This window comes from Candidatus Defluviibacterium haderslevense, from assembly GCA_016712225.1.
Taxonomy (GTDB): Bacteria; Bacteroidota; Bacteroidia; order Chitinophagales; family Saprospiraceae; genus Vicinibacter; species Vicinibacter haderslevensis.
Genome location: JADJRL010000003.1, coordinates 3,735,103 through 3,760,068, shown reverse-complemented (window position 1 = coordinate 3,760,068; position 24,966 = coordinate 3,735,103). Strand labels below are relative to the sequence as shown.

Sequence of the window (24,966 nt, the reverse complement as noted above, 5' to 3'; positions counted from 1 at the left end):
AAGAAATGTAATTATTAACTTAATTTCGTTTCACTTATATGAAGCATTCGATCTTCTAATTCCTGAACTAGGGAAATATATTTGTCGGAACGTTTCAACTCTCGATTTCTGATCAATGGAAGATCGACAACCATTTTGTGAGCAATATTTGAAGGTTGCGATTTAAGAATATAAATTTCATCAGACAAATAAACTGCCTCATTGATATCGTGTGTAACAAAAACTATGGTGGAATGAAATTTATTCCAAAGAGCAAGTAGCAATTCTTGCATTTGCAACCTCGTTTTAATATCCAACGCTCCAAATGGTTCATCCATAAGAAGAATTTCCGGATTGGTTAACAAACTTCTAGCGATGGCAATTCTTTGTAATTGTCCACCTGACAAATTTGGATACTGTGCAAATTTTTTTTCATGGCCAGCAAGACCAACCAATTCAATCATCTCCATCGCCTTTTCATTCCGAATTTTTTCGGAAAGACCTTTATATTGTAAACCAATGGCAACATTATCAATAACGGTCATCCAAGGAAATGAGGAATACTGTTGGAATACCATACCAACATGATCTTGGTCTGTTCTTAATTTTTCGTGAACGAAAACTTCGCCTGAAGTAGGCTGTTGCAATCCAGCTATATATCTTAAAATGGTAGATTTCCCACAACCCGACATACCCAATAAAGAAATGAATTGACCTTGAGCTGGTTTATCGACAATAACTAAATTAAAATCTTTTATAGTCATAGTCTTACCACCATCATATGTTTGATTTATATTTCTTAATTCAATTATTTTAGGTAAATCCGATTTAGAAAATAAACTCATAGAATTTAAGCTTGCTTTAATTTAAAATAGCTGTAAAGGATTATTAAAAATCCAATGGCAGTCAAGGTAATAGCCACATTCAATAAAAATGATAAACCCAATACATTAGTTGAGATAAGACCTAAACAAATGGACCCAAGAATCATAAACAAACCTAATTTGGCTTCGAAAGTACCAGGTAATTCCATACTTGTATATTTATTAGGGTGAAGAATTCTATCTATCCATCCAAATATTTTATCTTGCAGCAAACCGATTAATGTAATCACCACCAACAAGGCAAAAACTCTATCAATTTGTCCTTGTCTAGCTTTGGTATAAATCAAAGAACCAATTCCAGATTCTTTATTAAGCAATTCAGCTATAATAATATAGGTCCAAGAAATCGCAGTCAATACTCTAATATCATCAATGAGTTTACTCATCACTGCCGGAAAAAAAACATGTTTTATCTGTTGGAACCTAGAAGCGCCCAAGGTAAATGCTGTCTGAGCATAGACATCTTCGACTTCAGAAATCCTTTGCACAACTACAGGTATTAAATAAACCAAAATTCCTACAGTCAGAAAACCAATTTTCATTAAATCTCCAAGACCAAACCAAATAATAAACAAACCTGTCAAAGCTGATAATGGCAAATATCTTAATGCATCTACTTGCTTACTGAACAAACCCTTAAAAATTGGAAAAAGTCCGATAATAAATCCAATGGGGATGGCTAAAAATATAGCCCAAAAATAGCCTTGAATATTGAGCCAAACAGAATGTGTTGTGTTCAGGACTAATTTGTCCTTAAAATATAAATCCTTAAATGCGAAAAGCACTTTATCAGGTCTTGGCAAAATCGGATATACTTTTTCAAATCTCGTGGCCGAGACATAATTTATAGAATCTAATTTTAAAATAGAATCCCTAGATACAGCTTGAATAGAATCTAAAGAAGATGGTAATATCGAATGATAATTTTCTACAATTGGCTTGTTAGTTGAAAACAACTCTGCCAAAATCCACCAAAATGTTATGGTAATAAATAATCCCAAAATGGTAAAAACCCAAGATGATTGTTCATCTAAATTACCTCTCAATTTAAACCATTGTTTTATCATTAAACTTATTCTCCAATTAATTCAAAATCGGTTCGGCGATTTTTTGCCCTACCTTCTTCTGTATCATTAGTTGCAATGGACTTATTGGGACCATTTCCTATAACCACAAATCTATTACGTGACATTTTATGGGTATTCACTAAATAATCTACCACGGATTGAGCTCTTTTTTTAGAAAGCAAAATATTAGATGCTTCGCTACCAACATTATCTGTATTTCCTTCAATACGTATTCTTGAATTTGAGAAACCTTTAGCTATCTCAACAAATTCTTTATCAATTATATATTTTGAATTTTCATCCAATAAGAATTCTCCGGTTCTGAAACTAATGGATACATGCTTAGTTGCAATGGCTTCTTTTGTTTTAGCTTCATTCTCATTTGCTTTGGTGAAAACTTTTTGACCTTCTCCTGCATGTTCCGTACCAGTTAACGCCGTAGCACTTTTTATAGCATCTGAATAGAATATGGTTCGCCAAGATGGAATTTTTCCTTCTGCATATCCTAAACCTTTATATAAACTGGTCATTCTAGAATACAATTGTTCTGCTGAAACACCTTTATAATCAGCATTTAAGCCAAAGAAGTTTAAATTATCTCCGTGGGTACATAATCTAACATTATTGATAGCACCTAAAGCGTCCTCTTCAGAAAAACCTGTTAGCCCTTCCGCCAATATTTTAGCTGCTTTTTTCTTATTTGTTTCGCTAGCATTAATTTCAGCTGCTCCAATCATCCAACCTTGATATAATTTTTGAACTTTCTCTTGATTTTTTTCAAGCCAAGCCCGTTTTGCAATAAACGCGTCAGCAATTATATTAGAAGCCGAACGTGTACTCTCTAAAATGCGTGCCCCTGGCACGTCTTTTAGACAGGCCACATCATCTGGACTCCAAACTACTGCTGCATCAACTTGTTGAGATTTAAAGACTTGTGCTGCATCAATGGCACTACCCTGTTTAATAATTTCTACATCACTCGCCTTCAACCCTCCAGCTTCAAGCATCCAAAGTAAAAATGAATGAGATGGTGTCATTTCAGCAACAGCAATTTTTTTTCCTTTTAGGTCTGCGACTGAATTTATACCACGACGGACTACAATCGCATCTCCACCTCTGGACCAATCTGCTTGAAAAACAACAACAGGATCATAATCAGCCAAACCTGCTATCTCAGTTGGCAAGGCATCAATCGTACACCATAATAAATTTACGGCATCTTTCTTCCATGCTTCACGAGAGACCGGCACATCATCCAGAATTTTGAATTCGACCGGAAATCCATATTCCTTCAGAAATCGAGATTGGCTATTAGCCTTGAAGCCTTCATTAAAATATTGGCCGCCAATATATCCGCCCCAAGTAACTACACCAACATTTATAGCCTCCTTAGACAAAGGTCCTGAAGACTCTTCATCACGAGTAGGATTTGAATTATTTGAACCTACTTCCTGACTTTTTTCTTTTAAACCCTTACCAAATGAAGTATTATTCAACACATATCTGCCCAAAAAGAAAATACCAGCTAAAATGGCCAAAGTCATTAAAAACTTAGAAAAGGGAGTCAATCTTGAGGTCATATTTTTATTAGTTTAGAAACAAATGGAAATGTACATAAAAAATCATTACTTGTCATTAAAGAAATCATCGTATGGATTTTGTCGGTCCACACTTTGACGTTCAGGAACTACTTCTTGTAAATCTAATGGTTTATCATCTTTTATTAGGAGGGCTTTATCACTTCCCAGTAATTTTGAAACACCTTGTTTTTCCCATTGTTCAAGCATTTTTATCCCTTCTTCTTCAAAAACTCCATTTTGTAAATCAACCGAAGACATGAAATTTTCAGATAATTCCATAAACTGTTCCATTTCACCAACTTTTAAACTAACATCGTCAGCCATTGCTTCCAAGGCTTCATCAAAAAGCGCCCGTTGGTCTTTATCTCCAGAAATAACGCTCATTGCTGATCTCATTGCTGAATGACTGGCGTGAATAGCTGCTCTTTCCTGACCCTTAATTTTAACTTGATCAGAAATATCCTCTGCCATTATTTCAGAATTTTCATACATTCTGTTCAACACTTTATATAGAATTTCCATTTTTCTATACAAATCCTCTAATTTAAAATTAGATTCTTTTAATCTCCCAGCTTGTCTAGATTTTAGAACCATAACCGATTCTTGCTGAACCTGTTGGGCCTGTTTCGCTTGATCAAGACTTGTATTAATCTGTTTACTATTATTATAAATTTGCTCTTTAAGTAAATGCATTTGAGATCTCAACTTTGTAATTTGTTTGTTCATTTTACCCAAGTTATCTTTTAAGTCCTCAACATAAGATTTAAGAATACCAATAGGATCAATCTTTACAAACAAACTCGTAATCCAACGCATAGCACTCTTGTACATATACCATATTAGGGTCCTGGCTTTTGGATCCAAAGCAATATAAATCAAAGCTCCTAAAATGATCAGCATCCCAGCTAAATATAAAGTGTTAGATAGCATGCCAATTAAAACGGGCAAAAACTTATACAATAAAAAGCCCCCACCAGCAATTATCCCACTTAAGATTAATCCACCCGTAACTCCCTCTGGCCTTGACCAAAAACTTTTCTGCTTAAACTGTGATTCCATATACTACAACAAATGTGATATTTATTTTAAATACGATTCCATTTTTTCGACATCCTTCCGAATTTGGTCGACAACCGTTAAATAACTTTGCTTAAAATGTGCTTTGTTGGTGTCAACTTTAGATTTTGATTGTTCCAATTCCATTTTTATCTTACCCAATCTTGTTTCATGTTGACTAAGCTCATTTTCTAGTGATTTCAATTGAGCTGATTTTTGCTCAATCAGTAAAACTAATTGTTTAGATTCGGCTTCTTTGGAAGCAACTTGCTGACTTAAATAATTATTTGCAGATTGATTGAAATTTGTTTCTTCAACCTCCAAAATGGATAAATACTTTTTTGCAGAATCAATTAAGGTATTTGGTTGAACATTCATGGCTTGAGCTGCAGCAAAAGCTGTTTTAAATTGTGTTGGCTCATCCATTGATTGTAATTTTGCAACGGATTGAACAGCCTTTCGATATTCCAGATAATCAAAGCCCGACTGATTGTTTTTCTCTAGGACTTGAGACAGTAATTCAATAAATTTTTCTGAAGAAGAACCAATTACACTAGGATTCGAAGATAAATCAGAATTGACAGAGTTCGGTGCTGAACCTGGAACAGATGGATTTAATGAATCATCTTGATTACTCTCCGTTTTGTCGGGGACAATGAATATAGATTTAAGTTTGTCAAATATAGGCATAATAAGCTTATTTTATGATTAAGAACTGGATTGTTAACCCAACACAAAAGTGCAAGTAAAATATGATATTTTAGTTAAGCAATTCTAAATATTTACCAGCTATTGATAAAGCTTAATATCTAAATGATTATAACCACATGGCAATTTATCCTTATTCCAAAGATAGAGTTTCAATTTATGGGCCCCACCTTGAATCGGAAGGCTAGGAACCTTAACACTAAAAGTTTGTCTTGTCTCCTCTGGCTTCATTTGAAGCCCTTCCCAATATAGCGTACTGTCCTTTGAATCAACTGCCTGAACAACAAACAAGCATGATGAATTCATTACATTAGACAACTCTAAATCAAGCTGTATTAAAATGGATTGATGATTTATCTCTATATCTTTTGAAATTTCAACAAATTCATCGTTACTCACATGCTTAGAATCATTATATAATACTTTATAATCTTTCTTACCTATTCCATTAAAATAATCCTTTGGTGGCAATATTTTATTAAATTGGCATGTATACCGGCACATTAATTGGAAACAATTTAGTTTATTTATCATTGAATCCTTTACAACTGCATCATCAAAAGGAATTAAATTGAAATTTGAATCTACTTTTGCTAATTGAGATTTGTTAGCCAAGAATATACCATTATCAAATAAGTCAATTATTTCCCTGTTGTCATTCATAAAGGCTATTGTTTTATGATCTTTGTACCTGGGTTCAAAGCGTAATTTATGACCAATTGCGGCACTATTTTCAGGTATATTAATACCATAATCGCGAGACAGATAACTCAATAATGTTTCATAAAGATCAAGGTGTGATCCAACTTCATGAAAAGTTTGGGGTTGCTTTAACAAGGGTGAATACATCAATAAAGGAACGTGATACCTCCACAAAGAATTCTCAATTGGGATTTCTGTCATGGGGTGATCTCCTGTAAGAATAAAAATCGTATTAGCAAACTCTGGTAATTGCTGATAAGCATAAATAAAATTTCTCAATGCATCATCCAAAAACATTAATGACAAATATTGTTGTTTATATTTTTCAAAATGCAACTTGTACGGTGAATTCACTGGAATCAAATCCATAAATCGCTGTTGATATGTTGATTCATCTGCAATCTGAAATGGCGCATGCGAAGAACCTGTAAAATAAACGTCCAATCGGGTATTATAACCTTGCTTCTTAACTACTTGAATGGATTGTTCAAATAGATCTTTATCATTATAACCCCAAAAGAATTTATCCTGGCCTACTATAATTTTTTGGAATCTCTGATCAAAACTATCTTTATCAAAAATGCACTTGGCATTACTGTATTTAAATAATGCGTCTGTGTTATGAAACCATGCACCTTGCCCAATAAAATATGTGCTTGAATAATGATTGGGATTCAACACATTCATTAAAGTATGATGCAATGGCAATTGATCCAAAAACATAAATCCACGCTCCCCGTATGGAAGCGATCCAGTCAAACTTGGAACTGCCGCAAAAGATCGTTCTCCCACTGTAAAAAATCGATCCCAATATAAACTTTGAAATTTCAAACTATCCAAAAATGGCATTAGATTAATTCCTTTATAGTTTGAAATAAATTTATCACCCAATCCTTCGATTATTAGAATACAAATATTTGGCGATTTACCTGAATGTATAAAATATTTACCCATGGTATTGAAAGTATCCATTTTATGCAAAAGAGGATAAGAATTGGTGATGTTATCAGGTCTCGGAAAAATGGCCTGGAATGTTGATCCTATCCCAACCATCTTTGATAATTCATCAGATCCATTTAAAAAGTAAGAGAATGAATTCCGGTAAAAAAACACAGATTTATTCATAGAAATCTGATGCTTAAAAAGCTTTCCTTTATATACAATCAAAAAAGAAATTCCAATTAAACTTAAAATTAATATCCATTTAACATTCAATATAGAGTTGAAAAAAATTCGTTTTTTCTTAAAATATAAAATAAGCAAGATCGGTAATAAAAATTGAATGAATACTAATACTACAGATTGATTGGATGAACTTATTGCTGAAAATATTTCTTTCTTCGGGTAACTATAAACAAATGTATCTAAAGGTCGCAATCCATAGAAAAAATATTGCAAAATAAGTACATTAAGAATTGAGTAACACCCTACTATTAGAGAGATTATTAGATCCAATGACTTATTTCCAATAAAATAAACTATTAGTAAGAAAAATATTAAAGGAGAAGCAAGCATAATATCTTTAAAACTTCCGGACCATTCTTTACTGGCCAAATCAGGAACATCATGCAATTGATTTAAAAGAATAAACTCGTTCAACCTAAAATACAACAACAGAGCTAAAATCATCCATACAGTCCATACCCCTTGTTGTATCTTACTAAAAACAGGATCCATTCCAAAATATTTGACTAAAGATAATTAAGAAATATCAAAGTTAAATATTCAATTTTCAAATGAATTTCAAGAACCAAATATTATTTTATCATTCCAATTGGGAATAAAATAAAATATAGAAATTAAGGTTGATCATGGGATAATCAGTTGTATTTGATATTAAAAGTTCTTATAAGCACGTCTTATTTTAACGAGAGCCACTGTTCTGCCCATCGCCTTCTTCTTTCTTCAAGTCATCATTTAGATTACCTTTTCTCTTTTTCTTTTGAGGGCCACCAAATTCCATCTTTCCAAAGCGATAGTCCAAACTAGCGCGAATACCCCACCCTTCGACCTTATTATCAGCTACATAGGAAAATTGAGAAGAAGAAAATTCGGTTTTTAAATTCATTTTGGGGTGAAAAGGGTTATCAATACCAATACTAATGCCGCCCTTTTTCTTCCACAAATCTCTTCGCACCCCCACATTATACACAAACCAAGTAGCTTGCTTTCCCTGAGTGGTTAATTTCGGTGAATTAATTAATCCGAATAAAGTAATACCCCAAACTGGAGTTACATTAACATTAGCAAATCCATTTAAACTAAAATTATAGGCACTGCTTTTCACTCCAACAAATTGTTCACTAACAATTTTCTGATAATAAATATTAAGTGTTGAGTTTAAAATAATCTTTCCAAGTTTAAAAATACCTCCATTTATACTCACTCCACTAGAATAATTCGTTGCCAAATTATTGTAGGTCGAATTAATGATTCCCAATGAATCTATATACCTATAATTGTCAATTAAATCATTAGTAATTTTGTGATAAACACTAATATTAACGTTATTGAAATTTTTTGAATAACCATAAGTTGCTTCAAAGGATTCAGTAATTTCAGGTTTTAATTCAGGATTTCCAAAACTAATATTAGTAGGGTCATTATAATTTATGTAAGGATTTAAATAAAACATACTTGGCCGTTGAATTCTTCTTGAATAGGAAAGCTTCATCGTAGTATTTTTCTTTAACACATAAGATAAAAGTCCTGAAGGTACCCAAGTAGCATAATCATTACCAAAACTTGTTTCATTCTGAACATCACCATCTATAAATGTATGTTCATATCTTATTCCTGCTCGACCCGTTAAATTTTTAATTATTGGAAATGTAATCTGAGTATAACCTGCAGCAACATTCTGTCCATAAATAAAATAATTATTCCTGGTGTTATCTCTTAATAATAGATCGGTACCAATATTCAATGTATCATAGTAAATATCACTATCCACATTTCTTAAAATGGTTTTCGCACCAATTTCTAAGTTAATATCTTTTTTTACAGGATGCAAATAATCGGCAGCAAAAATAAGTTCTCGATTGTTGCTTAGATTTGGACTTAATTCCCGGTAAGTAAGAATACTATTTTCATTAAATTCGTCTGAAGTATAGTCATTTTTTCTATTGCTATAGGAATATTGTGATGACAATGAAAATTCTCGGTCTGAATCTTTACTAAAGGTCTTTTTATAATCTAAATTCACATCCGCACCAACCGTTCTATTTAAAGCATCGCTCACTCTTCTAAAATCAAAAGGAACCGAATCCTTCGAAACGCCAGTGAAGGTAGTTAAGGTATTATCATTGGCAAATAAATTAATGGGAGTTCGTAATGAAAGTGTCAAGCTATTTTTATCATTAATGTCATAATCCATTCCAACTTGAGTATATAATCCACCACCAATATTACTTGATTCGCCTTCCTGCCTCACTACAGAATTAATTGCAGACAACTGATTGGTTCGATCAATAATTGAAGTTCCTTTACCTCGCCACATATGCCCTCCAATATTGGCACTAAAACCAATGTTATTAGCTCGTGAAGATAAATTCAATCCTAAAAAATTACTTCTTGTTCCTGCGCTCAAATTAAAAGAGCCACTAGTTCCACGTACTTTTTTAGTCTTGGTTATAATATTAATGATACCGGCTGAACCTTCTGCATCATATTTTGCACCTGGCTGAGTGATTACTTCTACTTTTTGAATAACATCTGCAGGAATCATTTTCATCGCGTCCGGAACACTGCCAGCCATAATGGAAGAAGGCTTCCCATTAATTAATATTTTAATGTTGGTACTACCTCGCAATGAGACATTACCTTCCATATCAACTGTAAGCAATGGAGTTTTACGAAGCACATCAGCTGCATTTCCACCTTTAGAAGTTATATCTCGCTCTGCATTGTATACTATACGATCAATTTTATTTTCAATAAGTTCTTTTTCGCCAGTTACAATAACTTCATCTAAATTTAAACTTAAAGAACTCAATTCAATCTTACCTAAATTATGATCAATGGTTTCCTTATTTATTTTGTATGGCCCAAGAATTTTAGATCGATAGCCCAAAAAACTTACCACTACTTCATACTTCATACCTTTTAATTCCTTAAAAATGAATTTTCCATTGTCAGAAGTTAGTTGTCCATCCTTTTCTATATCCTCAAGCGCTTCTCTTAGAACAATATTAGCATAGGCTAATGGTTCTTTTGAAATGGAATCTATGACTTGACCGTAAATTTTGCCAATACCAGGAACTTGATTCATTCCTATACCTCCAACTTGTGCATTTGAAGAAAAACCTAAGCAATACAATATAATAAAAACAGAAATAGATCTCATGAATATAATATTTATATTTATTTGCAAAGATCTAATAATAAACTATTGTCGATTATCATATTCTATAAATAGGTTACAATAATCGACAAATAGTCATTAAATCATCTTCAATTAAATGCCACTCCCCCGTTTAAGAACAAAATATGAACTATTTTTTTGGATAAGCTGGTGGAGGTGGTTCTTTATAAGACTTATTTTTCATTGCTGCTAAAATCACTTCAATAGCTTTATCAAGCTGTGCATCTTCTCCATTGAATGTTTTATAAGGGTCAAGATCTACAACTATATCCGGATCAACACCATGACCTTCTATTTCCCATTTGGTACCATCAGTATTGTATCTAGCAAATTCCGGTCTATTTAAATATCCTCCATCAACTAAAGGCAAACTTCCTCTAATTCCAACTACTCCACCCCAAGTTCTTTTTCCAATGATTGGACCTAAATTATGTTTTCTAAACCTATATGCAAAGATGTCACCATCACTAGCGGACCACTCATCAACTAGGGCAACCTTAGGTCCAATAATTTGTTCATTTGGTTCAAAAGCAGGCATACTGTTTCTCATCAATGTAACTTGAACCGGCTCTCTTCTAAGACGTTCAATAATATGCGGAGAGACATTACCTCCTCCATTTCCACGGTCATCAACGATTAAAGCCTCTTTACTTAATTGAGCATAAAAATGTTTTACGAATTCATTAAGACCTTCACTCCCCATATTAGGAATATGAAGATAGCCTACCCTCCCATTGGTGGCTTTATTTACTTTTTCATAATTTTCTTCTACCCAATTATAATAAATTAACTTTTGTTCATCATTAGTTGGCACTACGGTTACAACTCTGGATCCATCTTCGGAAGGTTTGGAATTCAAAGTCAACTTAACTTGTTTGTCAGCCGTTGCGATCAATAACTGATTGATGTTGACAACATCACTTGTTTTTGTGCCATTAATTGCAATGATATAATCACCTTCTTTAGCATTAACTCCTATTTCAGTCAATGGCGATCTAGTAACTCGATCCCAATTTTGTCCTTTAAAAATTTTTGTAATTTTATAATAGCCGGAAGGATCTTTAGCTAAACGGGCACCCAAAAGGCCCATATTTACACGATCAGCTTTAACATAATCTCCACCACCTACATATGCGTGACCAATATTAAGCTCTCCTATAAGTTCACCAATAATGTAGGTTAAATCTTGTCTTTGATTAACAAATGGGAGCAATGTTGCATAATTTTTTTTGAGGCCTTCCCAATCTACTCCATGCATATTTGGATCATAGAAAAAATCACGCATTTGTCGCCAACATTCATAATAAATCTGATTCCATTCTGCTTTACGATCTACCATGACTTTCATATCTGATAGATTCAATGGTGTCTCAAGATTTACTTTTCCAGTTGGAATATCTAAAATATAATAATTGCTGTTTGATGAGGTCATCATCTTTTTATTATCTGCACTAAATGAGTAACCAGACAAGTCTCCTATTTCAGTTTCTTTTTGTGCCACTAAATCATAGAAATACATTTTATTTTTATTTCCCATTGAAGATTTAAAATAATAAATTTTATCTCCTATGGAGGAAATTCCAAAATAATTTCCTGCACTTCCTGGAATTTCACCAATTCGTCCTGCAATTTGGTCAAAGTCTATATTTTTTGAAGATTCTACAGTCTTTTTATCTTCTGTTTTTTTAGAATCATCTTTTTTATCTTCTTTCTTTTCTTCCTTCTTTTCTTCTTTAACCGCAACTTCATCTGATTTTGGTTCAAATGGATTCTTTACATCATTTCTTAAAGTCAAATAATAAATCTTTGCTAAATCAAAATAAGCATAATTCCACTCGACAAAATTGTAAGATGGTGCAAAAGTTCGTTGGGACACAAAATATAAATATTTACCATCAGAACTAAAGCTCGGGCTATAAGAATCAAACCATGAATCAGTTACCGGATAATTTTTCTTTTCAGCTAATGAATAAACATTAATCACTGAATTTCCTTTACGAATTGGATTGGTGTAAGTTAAATATTTACTGTCCGGAGACCAGTTAAAATCTGTAATCTCACCAACTGGATTTGCAATAACCAATGTAGATTCTTTAGAAGTAATATCAACATAATAAACTTCTTGTTTTCGATTACTATAAGCTACTTTTTTAGAATCCGGCGACCAACTTAGTCCGTACTTGTAATTATCACTTTTGCGAGTTAATTGTGCAGGCTTTGAGTTTCCCATTGGATCAACAATATATACTTCATCTTCACCTGTTGCATCAGAAATATAAGCGATATTTTTTCCATCAGGAGACCAAGTAGCTGAGCGTTCGTGTACTCCAGATGTGTTGGTCAAATTTCTGATAACACCATTTTTTACAGGAACTGTAAATATATCACCACGAGCAATAAACACGGCTCTATTTCCATCCGAACCTAATTCCCAATTTTCAATATTTTCTTTAGCAGAAACATATTTATTTCTACCTATAGCAAAATCTTCTTGCAGGGTAATGTTTACTTTTTCAAATTTATCTGTCTTAAGATCCAGTTTATAAATGTAACCACCATTTTCAAAAACAAGGTATTGATCTCCGATAGAAGGAAATTTAACATCAAAATCTTTAAATGTTGTTATTTTTTTTGTTGTTTTTGAAATTAAATCATAACAAAAAATATTCATTCGAGCATCTCTATCAGATATATAATAAATTTTGTTTCCTGACCACATTGGAATGATATCTTGTGCATCATTATCTGTTATTTTAATCGTTTGGTGGGTATTAAAATCATATATCCAAATTTCATCAGCTTGACCACCGCGATAACGTTTCCAGGTTCTAAATTCACGAAAAACTCTGTTATAGGCAATTTTTGATTTATCGGGTGAATAACTACAAAAACCGCCTTGAGGAAATGGCAATTGCTCGAGGGGAGCACCATTTGTTTTTGCTAAAAATAATTGTCCTTTCCAATCATTCCAATCGGTGCTGCGTGTTCTCAAAACGAGAGATTCATTATCTCTCCAAGTCATGCATATATTATTGGGCCCCATCCGATCAGAAACATCATCTCTATTTAAAGTAGGAGTATAAGTAATTCTTGAAGGAATTCCTCCTTCGGAAGGGATGGTATAAATTTCACTATTTCCATCATACTGTCCTGTAAATGCAATCGTTTTTCCATCCGGTGAGAATCTTGCAAAAATTTCCTGACCATTATGATTGGTAAGCTTCCTAGCTACACCACCTGAAGTATTTACGGTATATAAATCTCCAGTATAAGAGAAAACTATCCGATTATCGTGGCTTGTAGGAAACCTCAAAAGCCTTGCTTCCTGAGCTAAAAGATTGAATGTCAATGACAAAAAGAAAAGAATGGTTATTTGTTTCATATTTTTTTGTTTATAAGACGCAATTCTACGGATCTTTTGGAATATTTAGAAATTTTCTACGAACTATTTCGTACAATAATCATTTTAAATGATTCAATTACGGTATAAATCTTTCTTCTATCTTTGGATTTTTAATGATAAAATAACAATATTTAGATCATGGATTTATTTAGTAAGATTATTGATAACATGGGACCGTTGGGTAAATATGCCGATGACTCTAATGGATATTTCATGTTTCCCAAACTAGAAGGTGAAATTTCTAATCGCATGAGATTCAACGGAAAAGAAATGATTATTTGGAGTTTAAATAATTATTTAGGCCTAGCCAATCACCCTGAGGTCAGAAAAGCCGATACTGAAGCAGCCGCTCAATATGGGTTGGCCTACCCTATGGGTGCCAGAATGATGAGTGGAGATACTAAATATCATGAACAATTAGAACAAGAATTGGCATCATTCGTAAATAAGAAAGCAGGATATCTCCTTAATTTTGGATATCAAGGTATTCAATCCATCATCGATGCTTTACTTGATCGCCACGATGTTGTAGTCTATGATAGTGAAAGTCATGCGAGTATTATAGATGGTGTCCGATTACATTTAGGTAAGCGTTTTGCTTTTGTTCACAACGACATCAGTAGTTTAGAAAAAAATCTTGAGCGAGCGACTCGATTAGTATCAGAAACTGGTGGTTCCATTTTAGTGATTACCGAAGGTGTGTTTGGAATGCGTGGAGATCAAGGCAAACTTAAAGAAATAGTTGCATTGAAATCAAAATATGAATTCAGATTACTTGTTGATGATGCGCATGGATTTGGAACTTTAGGCAAAACTGGTGCTGGTGCTGGTGAAGAACAAGGTGTGCAAAACGACATCGATCTTTACTTTTCTACATTTGCAAAATCAATGGCTAGCATTGGGGCATTTATCGCTTCTGACGAAGCTGTAATTAAATATTTAAAATACAATATGCGTTCTCAGATATTTGCAAAATCCTTACCTATGCCAATAGTCTTAGGCAATATCAAGCGATTAGAATTATTAAGAACAAAACCTGAATTAAAAGAAAAGTTATGGAGTAATGTCACCCAACTTCAAAATGGTCTAAAAGCGAATGGATTTGAAATAGGAGAAACAAATACCTGTGTAACTCCAGTTTATTTAAAAGGAAGTGTTGAAGAGGCCACTCAAATTGTAATGGATTTACGCAAAAACTACAGTGTATTTTGTTCCATAGTCGTATATCCTGTAATTCCTAAAGGCATGATAATTCTTAGGCTAATACCTACAGCTATGCATACTTCAGAAGATATACAACAAAGTTTAAAAGCATTTGCTGAGGTACGAGATAAATTGGTTACCGGACAATATCAATCCCAATTTGCGGTTGCCCATTAATTTTTTGTAAACAGTTATTCAAATAGAACCATTGTCTAAATACTTCAATAATAAAATAGTTTGGATCACTGGAGCTTCATCAGGTATTGGTCAAGCACTTGCTATTGAGCTATCTAAAAAAGATACATTTTTAATTTTGACAGGGCGAGATCAAGAAAGATTAGAATCCACACAAAGACAATTAAAGGATCCCAATAAATCCAAAATTATCATCCTAGATCTGGTTAATACCTGGCAATTGGAAATTTGCACACAATCAATTCTTAAGGAGTTTGGCCATATAGATATCCTGATTAATAATGCGGGCGTTTCACAGCGATCAAAAATTGTGGATACATCTATGAATGTTTACAGAGAATTAATGGAAGTCAATTATTTCGGATTAATCAATTTGACAAAACTCCTATTGCCCAACATGTTAACCAAAGGATCTGGTCAAATTGTTGTCATAAGCAGTGTAGCTGGAAAAATAGGAGCCCCTTTAAGATCCGGATATAGTGCCGCAAAACATGCACTACATGGTTTTTTTGATTGCTTACGAGCTGAACATTCTAAGGACAATATAAAGGTAAATATAATTTGCCCGGGTTATACAAAAACCAATATCGCTTCAAACGCTTTGATTGGAAATGGTGCTAAATTCACTCAAACGGATGACGAAATTTCAAAAGGCATGGATCCAAACATATTAGCAGCTAAGATCATTAAAGCTGTTGAACATAATACCTTTGAAAGTTATTTTGGAGGAAAAGAGATAAAAGCTATCTATTTAAAAAGGTTTTTTCCAAAATTATTACAAAAGTTATTAATCAAAAGAAATCAATAACTTAAATATAAAATCATAAATGGATTCATATTATATTAGTGGAATTCAACAAATAGGTTGTGGTAACCAATCCGTATATGACACCTGGGAGTGGTATCGTAAACATTTAGGTATGGACATACCTGTCTTTAATGATGCTGGTCCTGCAAAATTAATGACAAAATATACCGGGGGTGAGGTATGTGACCGCCACGCTATACTAGCTATGAATTTTGCTGGTGGAGGAGGATTTGAGTTTTGGCAGTTTACGTCTAGGACACCTCAAGATTCTAGCTTTAATATTCAATTTGGTGATCTTGGTATTATGTGTCCCAAAATAAAAACACCATCTATTCAAGATTCATATGATTATTTTAAAAAAAATCAGCTTAATATAGTTTCTGAAATCCATACCAAACCATTTGGAATTCCACATTTTTTTGCAAAGGACCCATGGGGCAACTGGATCGAAATATCTGAATCCAAAGATATGTATTCATCGCCAATTGGACATACAGGTGGAATCGTTGGTGTAACATTAGGCGTTAAAGATATTGCTTCTCAACTCGTATTATTCAGAGATATATTAGGATACGATACCATATTAAGTGAGACTTTTGATTACAATGAAGATGTAAAGTCATTTAATGATGAATCCAATCAATTTCACAGAGTATTGTTAACCCATAGTAAAAAACGTATAGGACCATTTAGTGAACTTTTAGGACCTTCGATTATCGAACTTGTTTCCAATACTTCAAGATCTGGTAAACGAATTTTTGAAAATCGATATTGGGGTGATTTAGGATATATACATTTATGTTTTGACAATATAAATATGGATGAATTGCAGCAGAAATGCAATGCATTAAATTATCCATTTACGGTTGACACATCCGGAGCTTTTGATATGGGTGAGGCAGCAGGCCGTTTTGCTTACATTGAAACTGAAGATGGGATATTAATAGAATTTGTAGAAACATTTAAAATTCCTATTCTTAAAAAAATAGGCTGGTATTTGAATTTGAAAAATTTCAATAGAGCAAAAGCCTTACCAAAATTTCTCCTTAAAACATTAACCTGGAGTAGGAAAACAAAAGATGTAACAAAATAATTTGCTTATTTTAAAACACCTAACTCCTTTCCTACTTTAGTGAATGCAGCAACAGCCTGATCCAAGTGTGAAATTTCATGAGCTGCAGATACCTGTACACGAATTCTAGCCTTTCCTTGGGCAACAACAGGATAAAAGAAACCTATCACATAAATTCCTTCTTTCAAAAGAGATGCTGCAAATTGTTGAGCAAGCGGAGCTTCATATAACATAACAGGTACTATAGGATGATCACCTGGAATGATATTAAAACCAGCTTCTGTCATTTTATTACGGAAGTATTTGGTATTGGACTCTAATTTATCTCGCAAAGTTGATGAATTGCTCAATAAATCAATAACTCTAATGGATGCTCCAACTATAGAAGGCGCCACTGTATTCGAAAACAAATAAGGCCTGGATCTTTGTCTTAATAAATCTATAATTTCTTTACGCGCAGCTGTAAAACCACCTGATGCACCACCAAGCGCTTTACCTAATGTTCCAGTTATAATATCAACACGCCCCATAACATTCCGATACTCATGAGTTCCCCTACCGGTAGCTCCTAAAAAACCAGTTGCATGACATTCATCAATCATAACCATAGCCTGATATTGATCCGCTAGATCACATATTTTATCTAATTGTGCAATGGTCCCATCCATTGAAAAGGCTCCGTCTGTAACTATGAGTATTCTTCTCGAACCGGAAGCATCTTTTAATTGTTGCTCCAAATCAGACATATCATTGTGTTTATACCGAAAGCGTTTGGCTTTACAAAGACGAATGCCATCTATAATGGAAGCGTGGTTCAATTCATCAGAAATGATAGCATCATCCTCTTGAAGTAATGGTTCAAAAATGCCACCATTAGCATCAAAGGCAGCTGCATACAATATGGTATCCTCCATTCCTAAAAATGTGGAAATTTTTTGTTCCAACTCTTTATGGATATCTTGAGTACCACAAATAAAACGGACGGATGACATTCCATATCCATGTGAGTCAATGGCAGCTTTTGCAGCCTCAATTACTTCCGGATGAGATGATAAACCCAAATAATTATTGGCACAAAAATTTAAAACTTCAGCAGTTTCGGTGGTTCTGATAACAGGACCTTGTGGAGATATAATGATTCGTTCTTTCTTAAATAAACCTGCATCCTTTATAGCTTGCAATTCACTTTGCAATGATTCTTGAGTTTTGCCGTACATAACTTTTTCAATTAGAACGCAAAGGTAAATAAATATTAAACTTCACACTACACAATCCCAAAATGCTTAGGACTAATTCTTTGACCTGTATAATACTTTTTTGTCCAATAATGCCTGAGTAAGTGTACTCATTTTTGGGTCGTAATATAATTTCATTCCATTTAAAGGATTTGAATCATCAAACAAGATTTGATTTACATCATAAATTAAAGGCTTGGTCCCACTAATCTTATTTGTAGACTTAGACACTATTTTATTTAATACCATACATTGATTGCCAGAATCCTTTCTAAAATAAAATTGGAAATTATCCTTTGAATTTCTTGAAGTTTTCATTTTTCCATTAAACATACTTTTATGTTTACGTACATAACGATTAAAATTAATAAAATCGACTTTAGGTTTTTGTAAAGAATCTCGACCCTCAGACACAAAATAGTAAATCCTGGCACGTTCGTATTCCCAAGAAGAAGCGTATGTAGGATTAAATTTTTCAGACAATTTTTCAGACAAAAAAAAGTAAAGTGTATCTAAACTGATATCGTTTTCTTTTCCAACCATAATTTCAAAAAATCTAAATCTTTGATACCCTATAGGATACTCCAAACAAGAATCGCAATGGTAATTCAATGCAATGGACTGAATATTCTGTGTTTCCATTAAACATTCTGAATATATGGCTACATATGCTCTTACATCATAAATTTTTTTACCTATTAACTCTGATTTTTCATCTAATATTTGATTTATAGGTGTTCTGTCACTTAAGGTATTGTCTTCTACTAATCCAATAGGATTGTATTCTGAATCATTAAAATATCTAATCGCACAATTAGAACAAAAGATACTTAAGGCAAGCAGTAAAACGAAATGAAAATTAATCTTTAACATATATACTGGTATTATAAGTTGCTCCAAAAAACAATCGAGTATCATCTCTGTTTGGGTGTAATATATACCCACCTGACGCATGAATTAAGTCTTGAAATCCAAATATTCTTCTTGATTTTTTAGTGCGTTCTACTAAAGAACCGATCACTCCAAATTCTAATGAAACCGGATATAATTCAGCCCAAGAGAATCGCATGGTGTAAGCCGAAGAATTATAACTTGAAGGTAGTGTTTGCTTAGTTGTTGGCGATTTGGATAATGAATATTCAGGAATATTTGCGCCTAGAATATTTGACAATTCATAAACTAAAGGTGAATAACCCGTGAATTGATCAAATGTAAATTCAAAATAATTAAATCCCAGATTTGCCCGATTTGTTTTCTTAGCATGAACATAAATGCCGCCACTACCGGTCCACCAACGATCAAAATTATCTCCCGAACCAATGTGTTCAATACCAGGACCACCATCGTTGCAATAATTTAGAGTCAATGCGTCAAATAGTGTTACATTAATTGCACCGACCGATTGGTTACGATGATGATTATTGATCAAAAAATTTCCGCTTAGCGACAAAGCATAATTAAAATCATGACGTAAATCATAGGCAGGAGAATTCCCCAAGGTTCGCAAATACTTCATATGATCTGTATGTTTTAATCCAACACCGGCAGTAAAACTATTTAAAAAATCTATTTGGATGTCGTTTTCTAAAGGATCCTGACTATTTCCGAGACTCTTGTTATAAATACTGATGGTTGGTCCATAGGCTAATATCCAGTTCGGACTATTTACATTGAGCATTCCTGAAACAAATACTTTAATACCTGTCTGACCTTTGAATTGATTCTTGACAAAATCCCTATTACTTAACAGTCCTCTATACAGATCGATATTTGCTCCAATTCGGACTTCATAATTGAAAATATCTTTAACTGAATTTTCTTGAGCAAATAATAATCCCGAATTCAGTCCTGATAGAACAAAAATTATAGGTATTAACCAAGTTGTTCTATTTCTCTTATAACAATATAATTTCATACGGTTGTTTTTTGATCCATAAAAGCCATCAATACAAATATTTACAATACATCCAATCTTTTACAAGATATAAATTTAATTCAAAAGATTATCAAGTTGAACCTTTCAATCTAGATTAAATTAAAATTTAGGCACAAATATGCTCATGTATTTACATATCCAACAAGGGTGTTTTTCCCTATTTATTAAGTGATTTCACCCTTTGTACTAAAGATGAATTCGAACTTAATAATGGAATTATTTATCGGGTTTTAGTTGGGCGCAAGTTGCACCTGTGTAAATCGGAGTATCGGAAAACTTGACCAACAAGGAAAAATAAATCAAACAAACAGTTTACAATTGTAAATTCTACAACTTATTGCCAATCCTTATCAAAAAGCTTAACTTTGCATCAACGGTTCAGCAAGTGCTAAATCTTAAAGCACTCGTAAGATCAGTCATTTATATAAACAATTCAGAAATATGTACACATACAAAATTCATTTACACAAGGAGCCTGAAGGTGGGTATACTGTTTTAGTCCCTGCATTGCCTGGCTGTATCACTTATGGTGAAGATGTGGACGAAGCTATCTCTATGGCTAAAGAAGCTATTGAATTGTATATTGAAGAGTTGCAGGAAAGAGGCGTAGCTATACCTGACGATAGCAAGAAATATTTATTGAATTTTCGTTGGGCACAAGTTAGCAACTTGACGCCAGCAGGGGCCAGCAGGGGAACCCTAAACACCTAATTAAAATTTTAGAACAACATGGCTATATTTTCAAACGTTCCAAAGGCTCTCACCATTTGTTTTACAATCCTATTACTAACATAACCGTTATTGTACCTTTACACGGTGGCAAAGACATGAAAAAAGGAACATTCCTTGCCATACTTAAACAGGCAGGACTAGATAAAAATGATTTTGCCTAAAATATATTTTGCTTATTTAGAAACTGATTTTTAGATTTTTTTTGATGACTACAATTGAAAATGTTAAACTTAAATTATTTGCAATCCTTAATGAAGAATACTTTATGTCATGGTTGAGCATTCATTTGGATCGAATTGAAAATTTACTGAAATAAATTTAAATTTTATATTTGTTGGGCACAAGTTGGAGACTTGATACCAGCTAGTGGAAATAAATTTAACTTATATATTTTCGTTGGGCACAAGTTGCAAACTGACGCTACCAGGGAAAAATACCAGGAAAAAATTGGAAGAAAAAATGAAATATCTATTTTTATTACTTAGCATAATTGTAAATATTAGATTGAACTGTCAAGAAAACATTAACTTAATAAAAAAATTAAAAGCTGAATTAAACGTATCTAATTCTTTTGAAGATTTAAAATATTTTTATGGAATTTCAGATGTTTCAATAAACGGTAAATTGGATTCTATCTTTGCAAAAAAGAATCATCCAGATCCAATAATAATAAATCAAATTTGTCAAGAAATTAGAATTAAATGCAATTATTCCGATTTTACAGAGTTGAAAATAATTTTATCAATTTATGATAGTTTATTTAGATTAGATTGGAATCGGGACATTTCTGGTCAATATAGAAATCTACATGGCTCAGAGAATGTTCTTCAAAATTTAATTAAAAATTTATTTGTTATACAACTTAAAGAATTGTATCCCGAGACAAATAAACAATATGAATTTTTGAAGTATGCATATCATTTACAAATATATAATAAAATATACAAAAACGATTCAGCATTAATAAAACTATCAATGGGCAATACCTATTATTCATTAATAGAAAGTTTTAAAGACTATGGAAATTATTATTCATTCAATAAGTTAGACATTAAATCCATTTTAAATGAAAATATGGAAACATATGAACCATTTTATGTAAATGATATAGTAAATAGCAAAGGAGTTGCATATGATTCTCTATTTCTTTATGATAATCAAACTAACATTACACTTTTTTCTTTTTTTGTTGATGCAGGAGATTATTTTAATTTTAATAAGTCTAGTCGATACAAGTCAGCAATATTTACCAATATCGATAATTTTAATTGTTATAATTTTAGTTGGATAACTCTTGGGTTTCAGCTTGACACAATTGATGTTGCATTTTTAGAGTATTTATTCAAAAGAGATGGTATTAAAAAATATTGCTGTGACTTAAATAATTTAAATTGGTTTTCAGCTCTTACCCTTACGCCCAACGGCAAAAACATTGGATTACTTTTTTTAATTCAGGAATATTATAATAAAAAAAATACTAAAGTTAAAAAATTATTTTACATTGAATTGTGCAAGTTAGTTCCAAGCAAATCCACTATTGATTTTTTAAAAGAAATTTTAAAAAAAAGCAAAGATATGGATATATTAAAAATGACAAAACATGTTTTGCTAGAATTATATAGTAATGGAAATACTTATAATTATGAAATGCTAAAAAAAATGCAAAAAGAATTAGGTATTACTACTGATAAATAATTATCAAGATATACATCTTTATTCATTTTTAATTATAGTTTTGATACTGATAGTTAGCTGATCAAAATGTTATTATTTGCAAATTTGTTTCCACGTAATTTTTATCAATACTATAGGGGAGACTTGATGCCAGCTAGGAAATATTTATTGAATTTTCATTGGGCACAAGTTAGAAACTTGACGCCAGCAAGGGAAATATTTATTGAATTTTCGTTGGGCACAAGTTAGAAACTTGACGCCAGCAGGGCCAACTAGGAATAAAATTATTACCAGATTCACTAGAAGTTCAACAATTAAGTCTTGAGCTCACTATATATTCCAATACTATTAAAATAATGTATACCCTCAAGAACTTCACTTTCTCTAAAAGATATAAATTGGCACTTTATTTTTGAATTTTTATCTTCGATAGCAAAATAGCTCCTTTCTCTTGAATACCTAGACCGGTAAATTATAATTGATTTGATTTCATTGAGTGGATAAGTTGTGCTTGGCAAAATTGCATAATCAAAAATAAGCTTATCATTGCTCACATAGCACCTATATGCAATTTCTTCCAGCATAACAAACCCAATAACTCCAGCAAAAATCAAAATTATTGACATTATTATACTAGAATCATATATTGCATATATTAGAAACACAGCAAATAAAAGATAAATAATCCAACTTACTGTTACAGCATTTTTACTTTCAAATATTGCTATTTCTTCATTCATGCTTTTAATATTTATAAATATAAAATAGTTTAACTTCTTCTCTTCAAATTTCTAAATAATCTTATCATAAACATATTTTAGATCATTAAAGCGAGCTGGTAAATTTAAAAGATTTTCTCTGATGAAAATATTAAAACTAACCCAGTTATGAACATTAATATTGCAGCTCCAATTGATCTTATGTTTGTAATATAATCATTACCTCCATCCCTAGAATTTATACCCAATTTAAAAAGTTTGAAACTAAAATACATTAGGATTATACCTATAATTTTTTCAAATATAATACAATTCATTTCCTTTCTTTTCTTCAATTAGTTTTTCTATTGTGAACTCAGAAATTTTATTTATTTTACTCATTTCACTTGATACTAAAGTAATTGTTAATTACAGATTCAATTCCTAGACCATCATTTCTTGTAGTATTCTGAACAGCTTTAGTTTATTTTTATTATTCAAATTTGGAGCTTGGTTATCGGAAAGTTGACAAGAGCATAAATTATAAGTTAAGTCAGTCACAATATACTGCCTTGTTGGTAGCAAAAGTAATATTTATCGGATTTTCGTAAGGCACAAGTTAGAAAATTGACGCCATCAGAGATATAAAACTTGCATATTCAATGTATTTGCTTTAAACTATCAAGTCCTATTTTTATCATTTGTTTTAAAAGGTATTCTTTGTCTTCTCCATCAATATTCTTTTTAATTAAGTTGTATGAGCTTGGATTATTAGGATTAAAAGTAATGTTTTTATCCTTAGTCGAATCTGAAAATACCTCAGCAAAATAATAAGTTCCTTGCATATCATAATAGTACCTTGTTTTTAAAATGCCTGATCTTTCATAAAACTCCTCACCCACACCAATTTTAATACCTGATTTATAAGTAATTATTGATTTAAGAATATTACTCGGATAAAAATAATAACATTTGCCATCTAATTGACCTTTATCGTTAAACATTAATTTCGAATCAATCGTCCCAGAATCTGTAAAATAAATTATATCTGTTCTATTATTATTAAGCATTGTCTTTAAAGCTAATAATCGCTGGAGACTATCAAATACTATTTCTTGATATTTATTTTTTCCAACATTTTTAATATAATGAATTTCTGAATTAATAAATTTTGTTTTAAGAATATTATTATTAGTATCCTTTAAACATCCAGAGATTAAAATTAACAAAACTAATTTTTTCATAAATTATTTCTTTTTTATTTCATCAGAATTAAAACTAATTTTTCTACCTCTGCCATCTGCTTCAAAAATTAATCTAGAAGAATTTGTATCTCTTATTGGATAAAAAAGTGTTATTTCTAATTTATCTAACTTCTTCGCATTTTTATTTTGCTACCCAATCCAGAAAAACTACCACTAGCTTCAGAAACATAAGTTCTATAATCTAGAATTTCTTCACTTTGCCTTCCCAACTCATTTAGATCCTTAGGATCCAACCACCTCCAAACAGAAGCCAGCAGGTTAGTTATTCCTACTCCTACAATTCCTTTTCTTCTTGATTTTTCAATAGCGCAAATCATTTGTAGTATTCGACATGATGATTTATTTGAATTTTTAGAAATATTAGTAACGTTTTATTATCAAATTCATAAAGTTAGTACAAATCCTC

20 protein-coding genes are annotated in these 24,966 nt (G+C 32.2%); 6 read left to right on the top strand and 14 right to left on the bottom strand.

Annotation, left to right across the window (positions count from 1 at the left end; all coding sequences use genetic code 11):
- Window positions 1-14: 14 nt before the first annotated feature.
- From IPK88_14710 to IPK88_14675, 8 genes are all read right to left on the bottom strand, one after another.
- Window positions 15-824, bottom strand: coding sequence for an ABC transporter ATP-binding protein (locus IPK88_14710; GenBank protein ID MBK8244677.1), 810 nt, complete (start codon window positions 822-824; stop codon window positions 15-17).
- Between the two features lie 5 nt (window positions 825-829).
- A complete protein-coding gene (locus IPK88_14705) occupies window positions 830-1,930 on the bottom strand; it encodes an ABC transporter permease subunit (GenBank protein ID MBK8244676.1) in 1,101 nt (366 codons plus the stop codon).
- A 5-nt stretch (window positions 1,931-1,935) separates the two neighbouring features.
- Window positions 1,936-3,510 carry an OmpA family protein gene (locus IPK88_14700; GenBank protein MBK8244675.1) on the bottom strand — a complete coding sequence of 525 codons (1,575 nt, stop codon included), beginning with the start codon at window positions 3,508-3,510 and terminating at the stop codon, window positions 1,936-1,938.
- Between the two features lie 45 nt (window positions 3,511-3,555).
- The gene (locus IPK88_14695) at window positions 3,556-4,569 is read right to left on the bottom strand and encodes a hypothetical protein (GenBank protein MBK8244674.1); all 1,014 of its coding nucleotides are present in this window, start codon (window positions 4,567-4,569) and stop codon (window positions 3,556-3,558) included.
- Window positions 4,570-4,590: 21 nt separating this feature from the next.
- Complete coding sequence (locus IPK88_14690) at window positions 4,591-5,256, bottom strand: hypothetical protein (protein ID MBK8244673.1); 666 nt, start codon at window positions 5,254-5,256, stop codon at window positions 4,591-4,593.
- 99 nt (window positions 5,257-5,355) lie between these two features.
- Window positions 5,356-7,653, bottom strand: a complete 2,298-nt coding sequence (locus IPK88_14685; protein ID MBK8244672.1) for an LTA synthase family protein — start codon at window positions 7,651-7,653, stop codon at window positions 5,356-5,358.
- Window positions 7,654-7,840: 187 nt separating this feature from the next.
- The gene (locus IPK88_14680; GenBank protein ID MBK8244671.1) at window positions 7,841-10,321 is read right to left on the bottom strand and encodes a TonB-dependent receptor; all 2,481 of its coding nucleotides are present in this window, start codon (window positions 10,319-10,321) and stop codon (window positions 7,841-7,843) included.
- 148 nt (window positions 10,322-10,469) lie between these two features.
- Entirely contained in the window at window positions 10,470-13,721 is a 3,252-nt protein-coding gene (locus tag IPK88_14675) for a PD40 domain-containing protein (GenBank protein MBK8244670.1), read from the bottom strand.
- Window positions 13,722-13,880: 159 nt separating this feature from the next.
- On the opposite strand from IPK88_14675, the gene IPK88_14670 reads away from it, so the two are divergent.
- From IPK88_14670 to IPK88_14660, 3 genes are read left to right on the top strand one after another with little or no spacing between them, the layout of a single operon-like run.
- A complete protein-coding gene (locus IPK88_14670) occupies window positions 13,881-15,122 on the top strand; it encodes an aminotransferase class I/II-fold pyridoxal phosphate-dependent enzyme (protein ID MBK8244669.1) in 1,242 nt (413 codons plus the stop codon).
- Window positions 15,123-15,153: 31 nt separating this feature from the next.
- The gene (locus IPK88_14665; protein ID MBK8244668.1) at window positions 15,154-15,948 is read left to right on the top strand and encodes an SDR family oxidoreductase; all 795 of its coding nucleotides are present in this window, start codon (window positions 15,154-15,156) and stop codon (window positions 15,946-15,948) included.
- Window positions 15,949-15,967: 19 nt separating this feature from the next.
- Window positions 15,968-17,041 carry a VOC family protein gene (locus IPK88_14660; GenBank protein MBK8244667.1) on the top strand — a complete coding sequence of 358 codons (1,074 nt, stop codon included), beginning with the start codon at window positions 15,968-15,970 and terminating at the stop codon, window positions 17,039-17,041.
- A 5-nt stretch (window positions 17,042-17,046) separates the two neighbouring features.
- On the opposite strand, the gene kbl is transcribed toward IPK88_14660, so the two are convergent.
- The 3 genes from kbl to IPK88_14645 form a co-directional block, all read right to left on the bottom strand.
- The gene (gene kbl / locus IPK88_14655; GenBank protein MBK8244666.1) at window positions 17,047-18,237 is read right to left on the bottom strand and encodes a glycine C-acetyltransferase; all 1,191 of its coding nucleotides are present in this window, start codon (window positions 18,235-18,237) and stop codon (window positions 17,047-17,049) included.
- Window positions 18,238-18,309: 72 nt separating this feature from the next.
- Window positions 18,310-19,128 (bottom strand): hypothetical protein, encoded by an 819-nt coding sequence (locus IPK88_14650; GenBank protein ID MBK8244665.1) that lies wholly within the window; start codon window positions 19,126-19,128, stop codon window positions 18,310-18,312.
- A complete protein-coding gene (locus IPK88_14645) occupies window positions 19,115-20,170 on the bottom strand; it encodes a hypothetical protein (GenBank protein ID MBK8244664.1) in 1,056 nt (351 codons plus the stop codon). The genes IPK88_14650 and IPK88_14645 overlap by 14 nt, the downstream gene beginning before the upstream one ends.
- Window positions 20,171-20,632: 462 nt before the next feature.
- On the opposite strand from IPK88_14645, the gene IPK88_14640 reads away from it, so the two are divergent.
- The 3 genes from IPK88_14640 (at window position 20,633) to IPK88_14630 (ending at window position 22,618) form a co-directional block, all read left to right on the top strand.
- Window positions 20,633-20,902: a type II toxin-antitoxin system HicB family antitoxin gene (locus IPK88_14640; protein MBK8244663.1), complete on the top strand. Its 270-nt coding sequence runs from the start codon at window positions 20,633-20,635 to the stop codon at window positions 20,900-20,902.
- On the top strand, window positions 20,902-21,084 hold the full coding sequence (locus tag IPK88_14635; GenBank protein MBK8244662.1) for a type II toxin-antitoxin system HicA family toxin: 183 nt from the start codon (window positions 20,902-20,904) through the stop codon (window positions 21,082-21,084). The genes IPK88_14640 and IPK88_14635 overlap by 1 nt, the downstream gene beginning before the upstream one ends.
- Window positions 21,085-21,382: 298 nt before the next feature.
- Entirely contained in the window at window positions 21,383-22,618 is a 1,236-nt protein-coding gene (locus tag IPK88_14630) for a hypothetical protein (protein MBK8244661.1), read from the top strand.
- A 293-nt stretch (window positions 22,619-22,911) separates the two neighbouring features.
- On the opposite strand, the gene IPK88_14625 is transcribed toward IPK88_14630, so the two are convergent.
- The 3 genes from IPK88_14625 to IPK88_14615 form a co-directional block, all read right to left on the bottom strand.
- Entirely contained in the window at window positions 22,912-23,337 is a 426-nt protein-coding gene (locus tag IPK88_14625) for a hypothetical protein (GenBank protein ID MBK8244660.1), read from the bottom strand.
- Between the two features lie 617 nt (window positions 23,338-23,954).
- On the bottom strand, window positions 23,955-24,539 hold the full coding sequence (locus IPK88_14620; protein ID MBK8244659.1) for a hypothetical protein: 585 nt from the start codon (window positions 24,537-24,539) through the stop codon (window positions 23,955-23,957).
- A gap of 125 nt (window positions 24,540-24,664) precedes the next feature.
- The gene (locus IPK88_14615) at window positions 24,665-24,877 is read right to left on the bottom strand and encodes a hypothetical protein (protein ID MBK8244658.1); all 213 of its coding nucleotides are present in this window, start codon (window positions 24,875-24,877) and stop codon (window positions 24,665-24,667) included.
- Window positions 24,878-24,966: the final 89 nt, after the last annotated feature.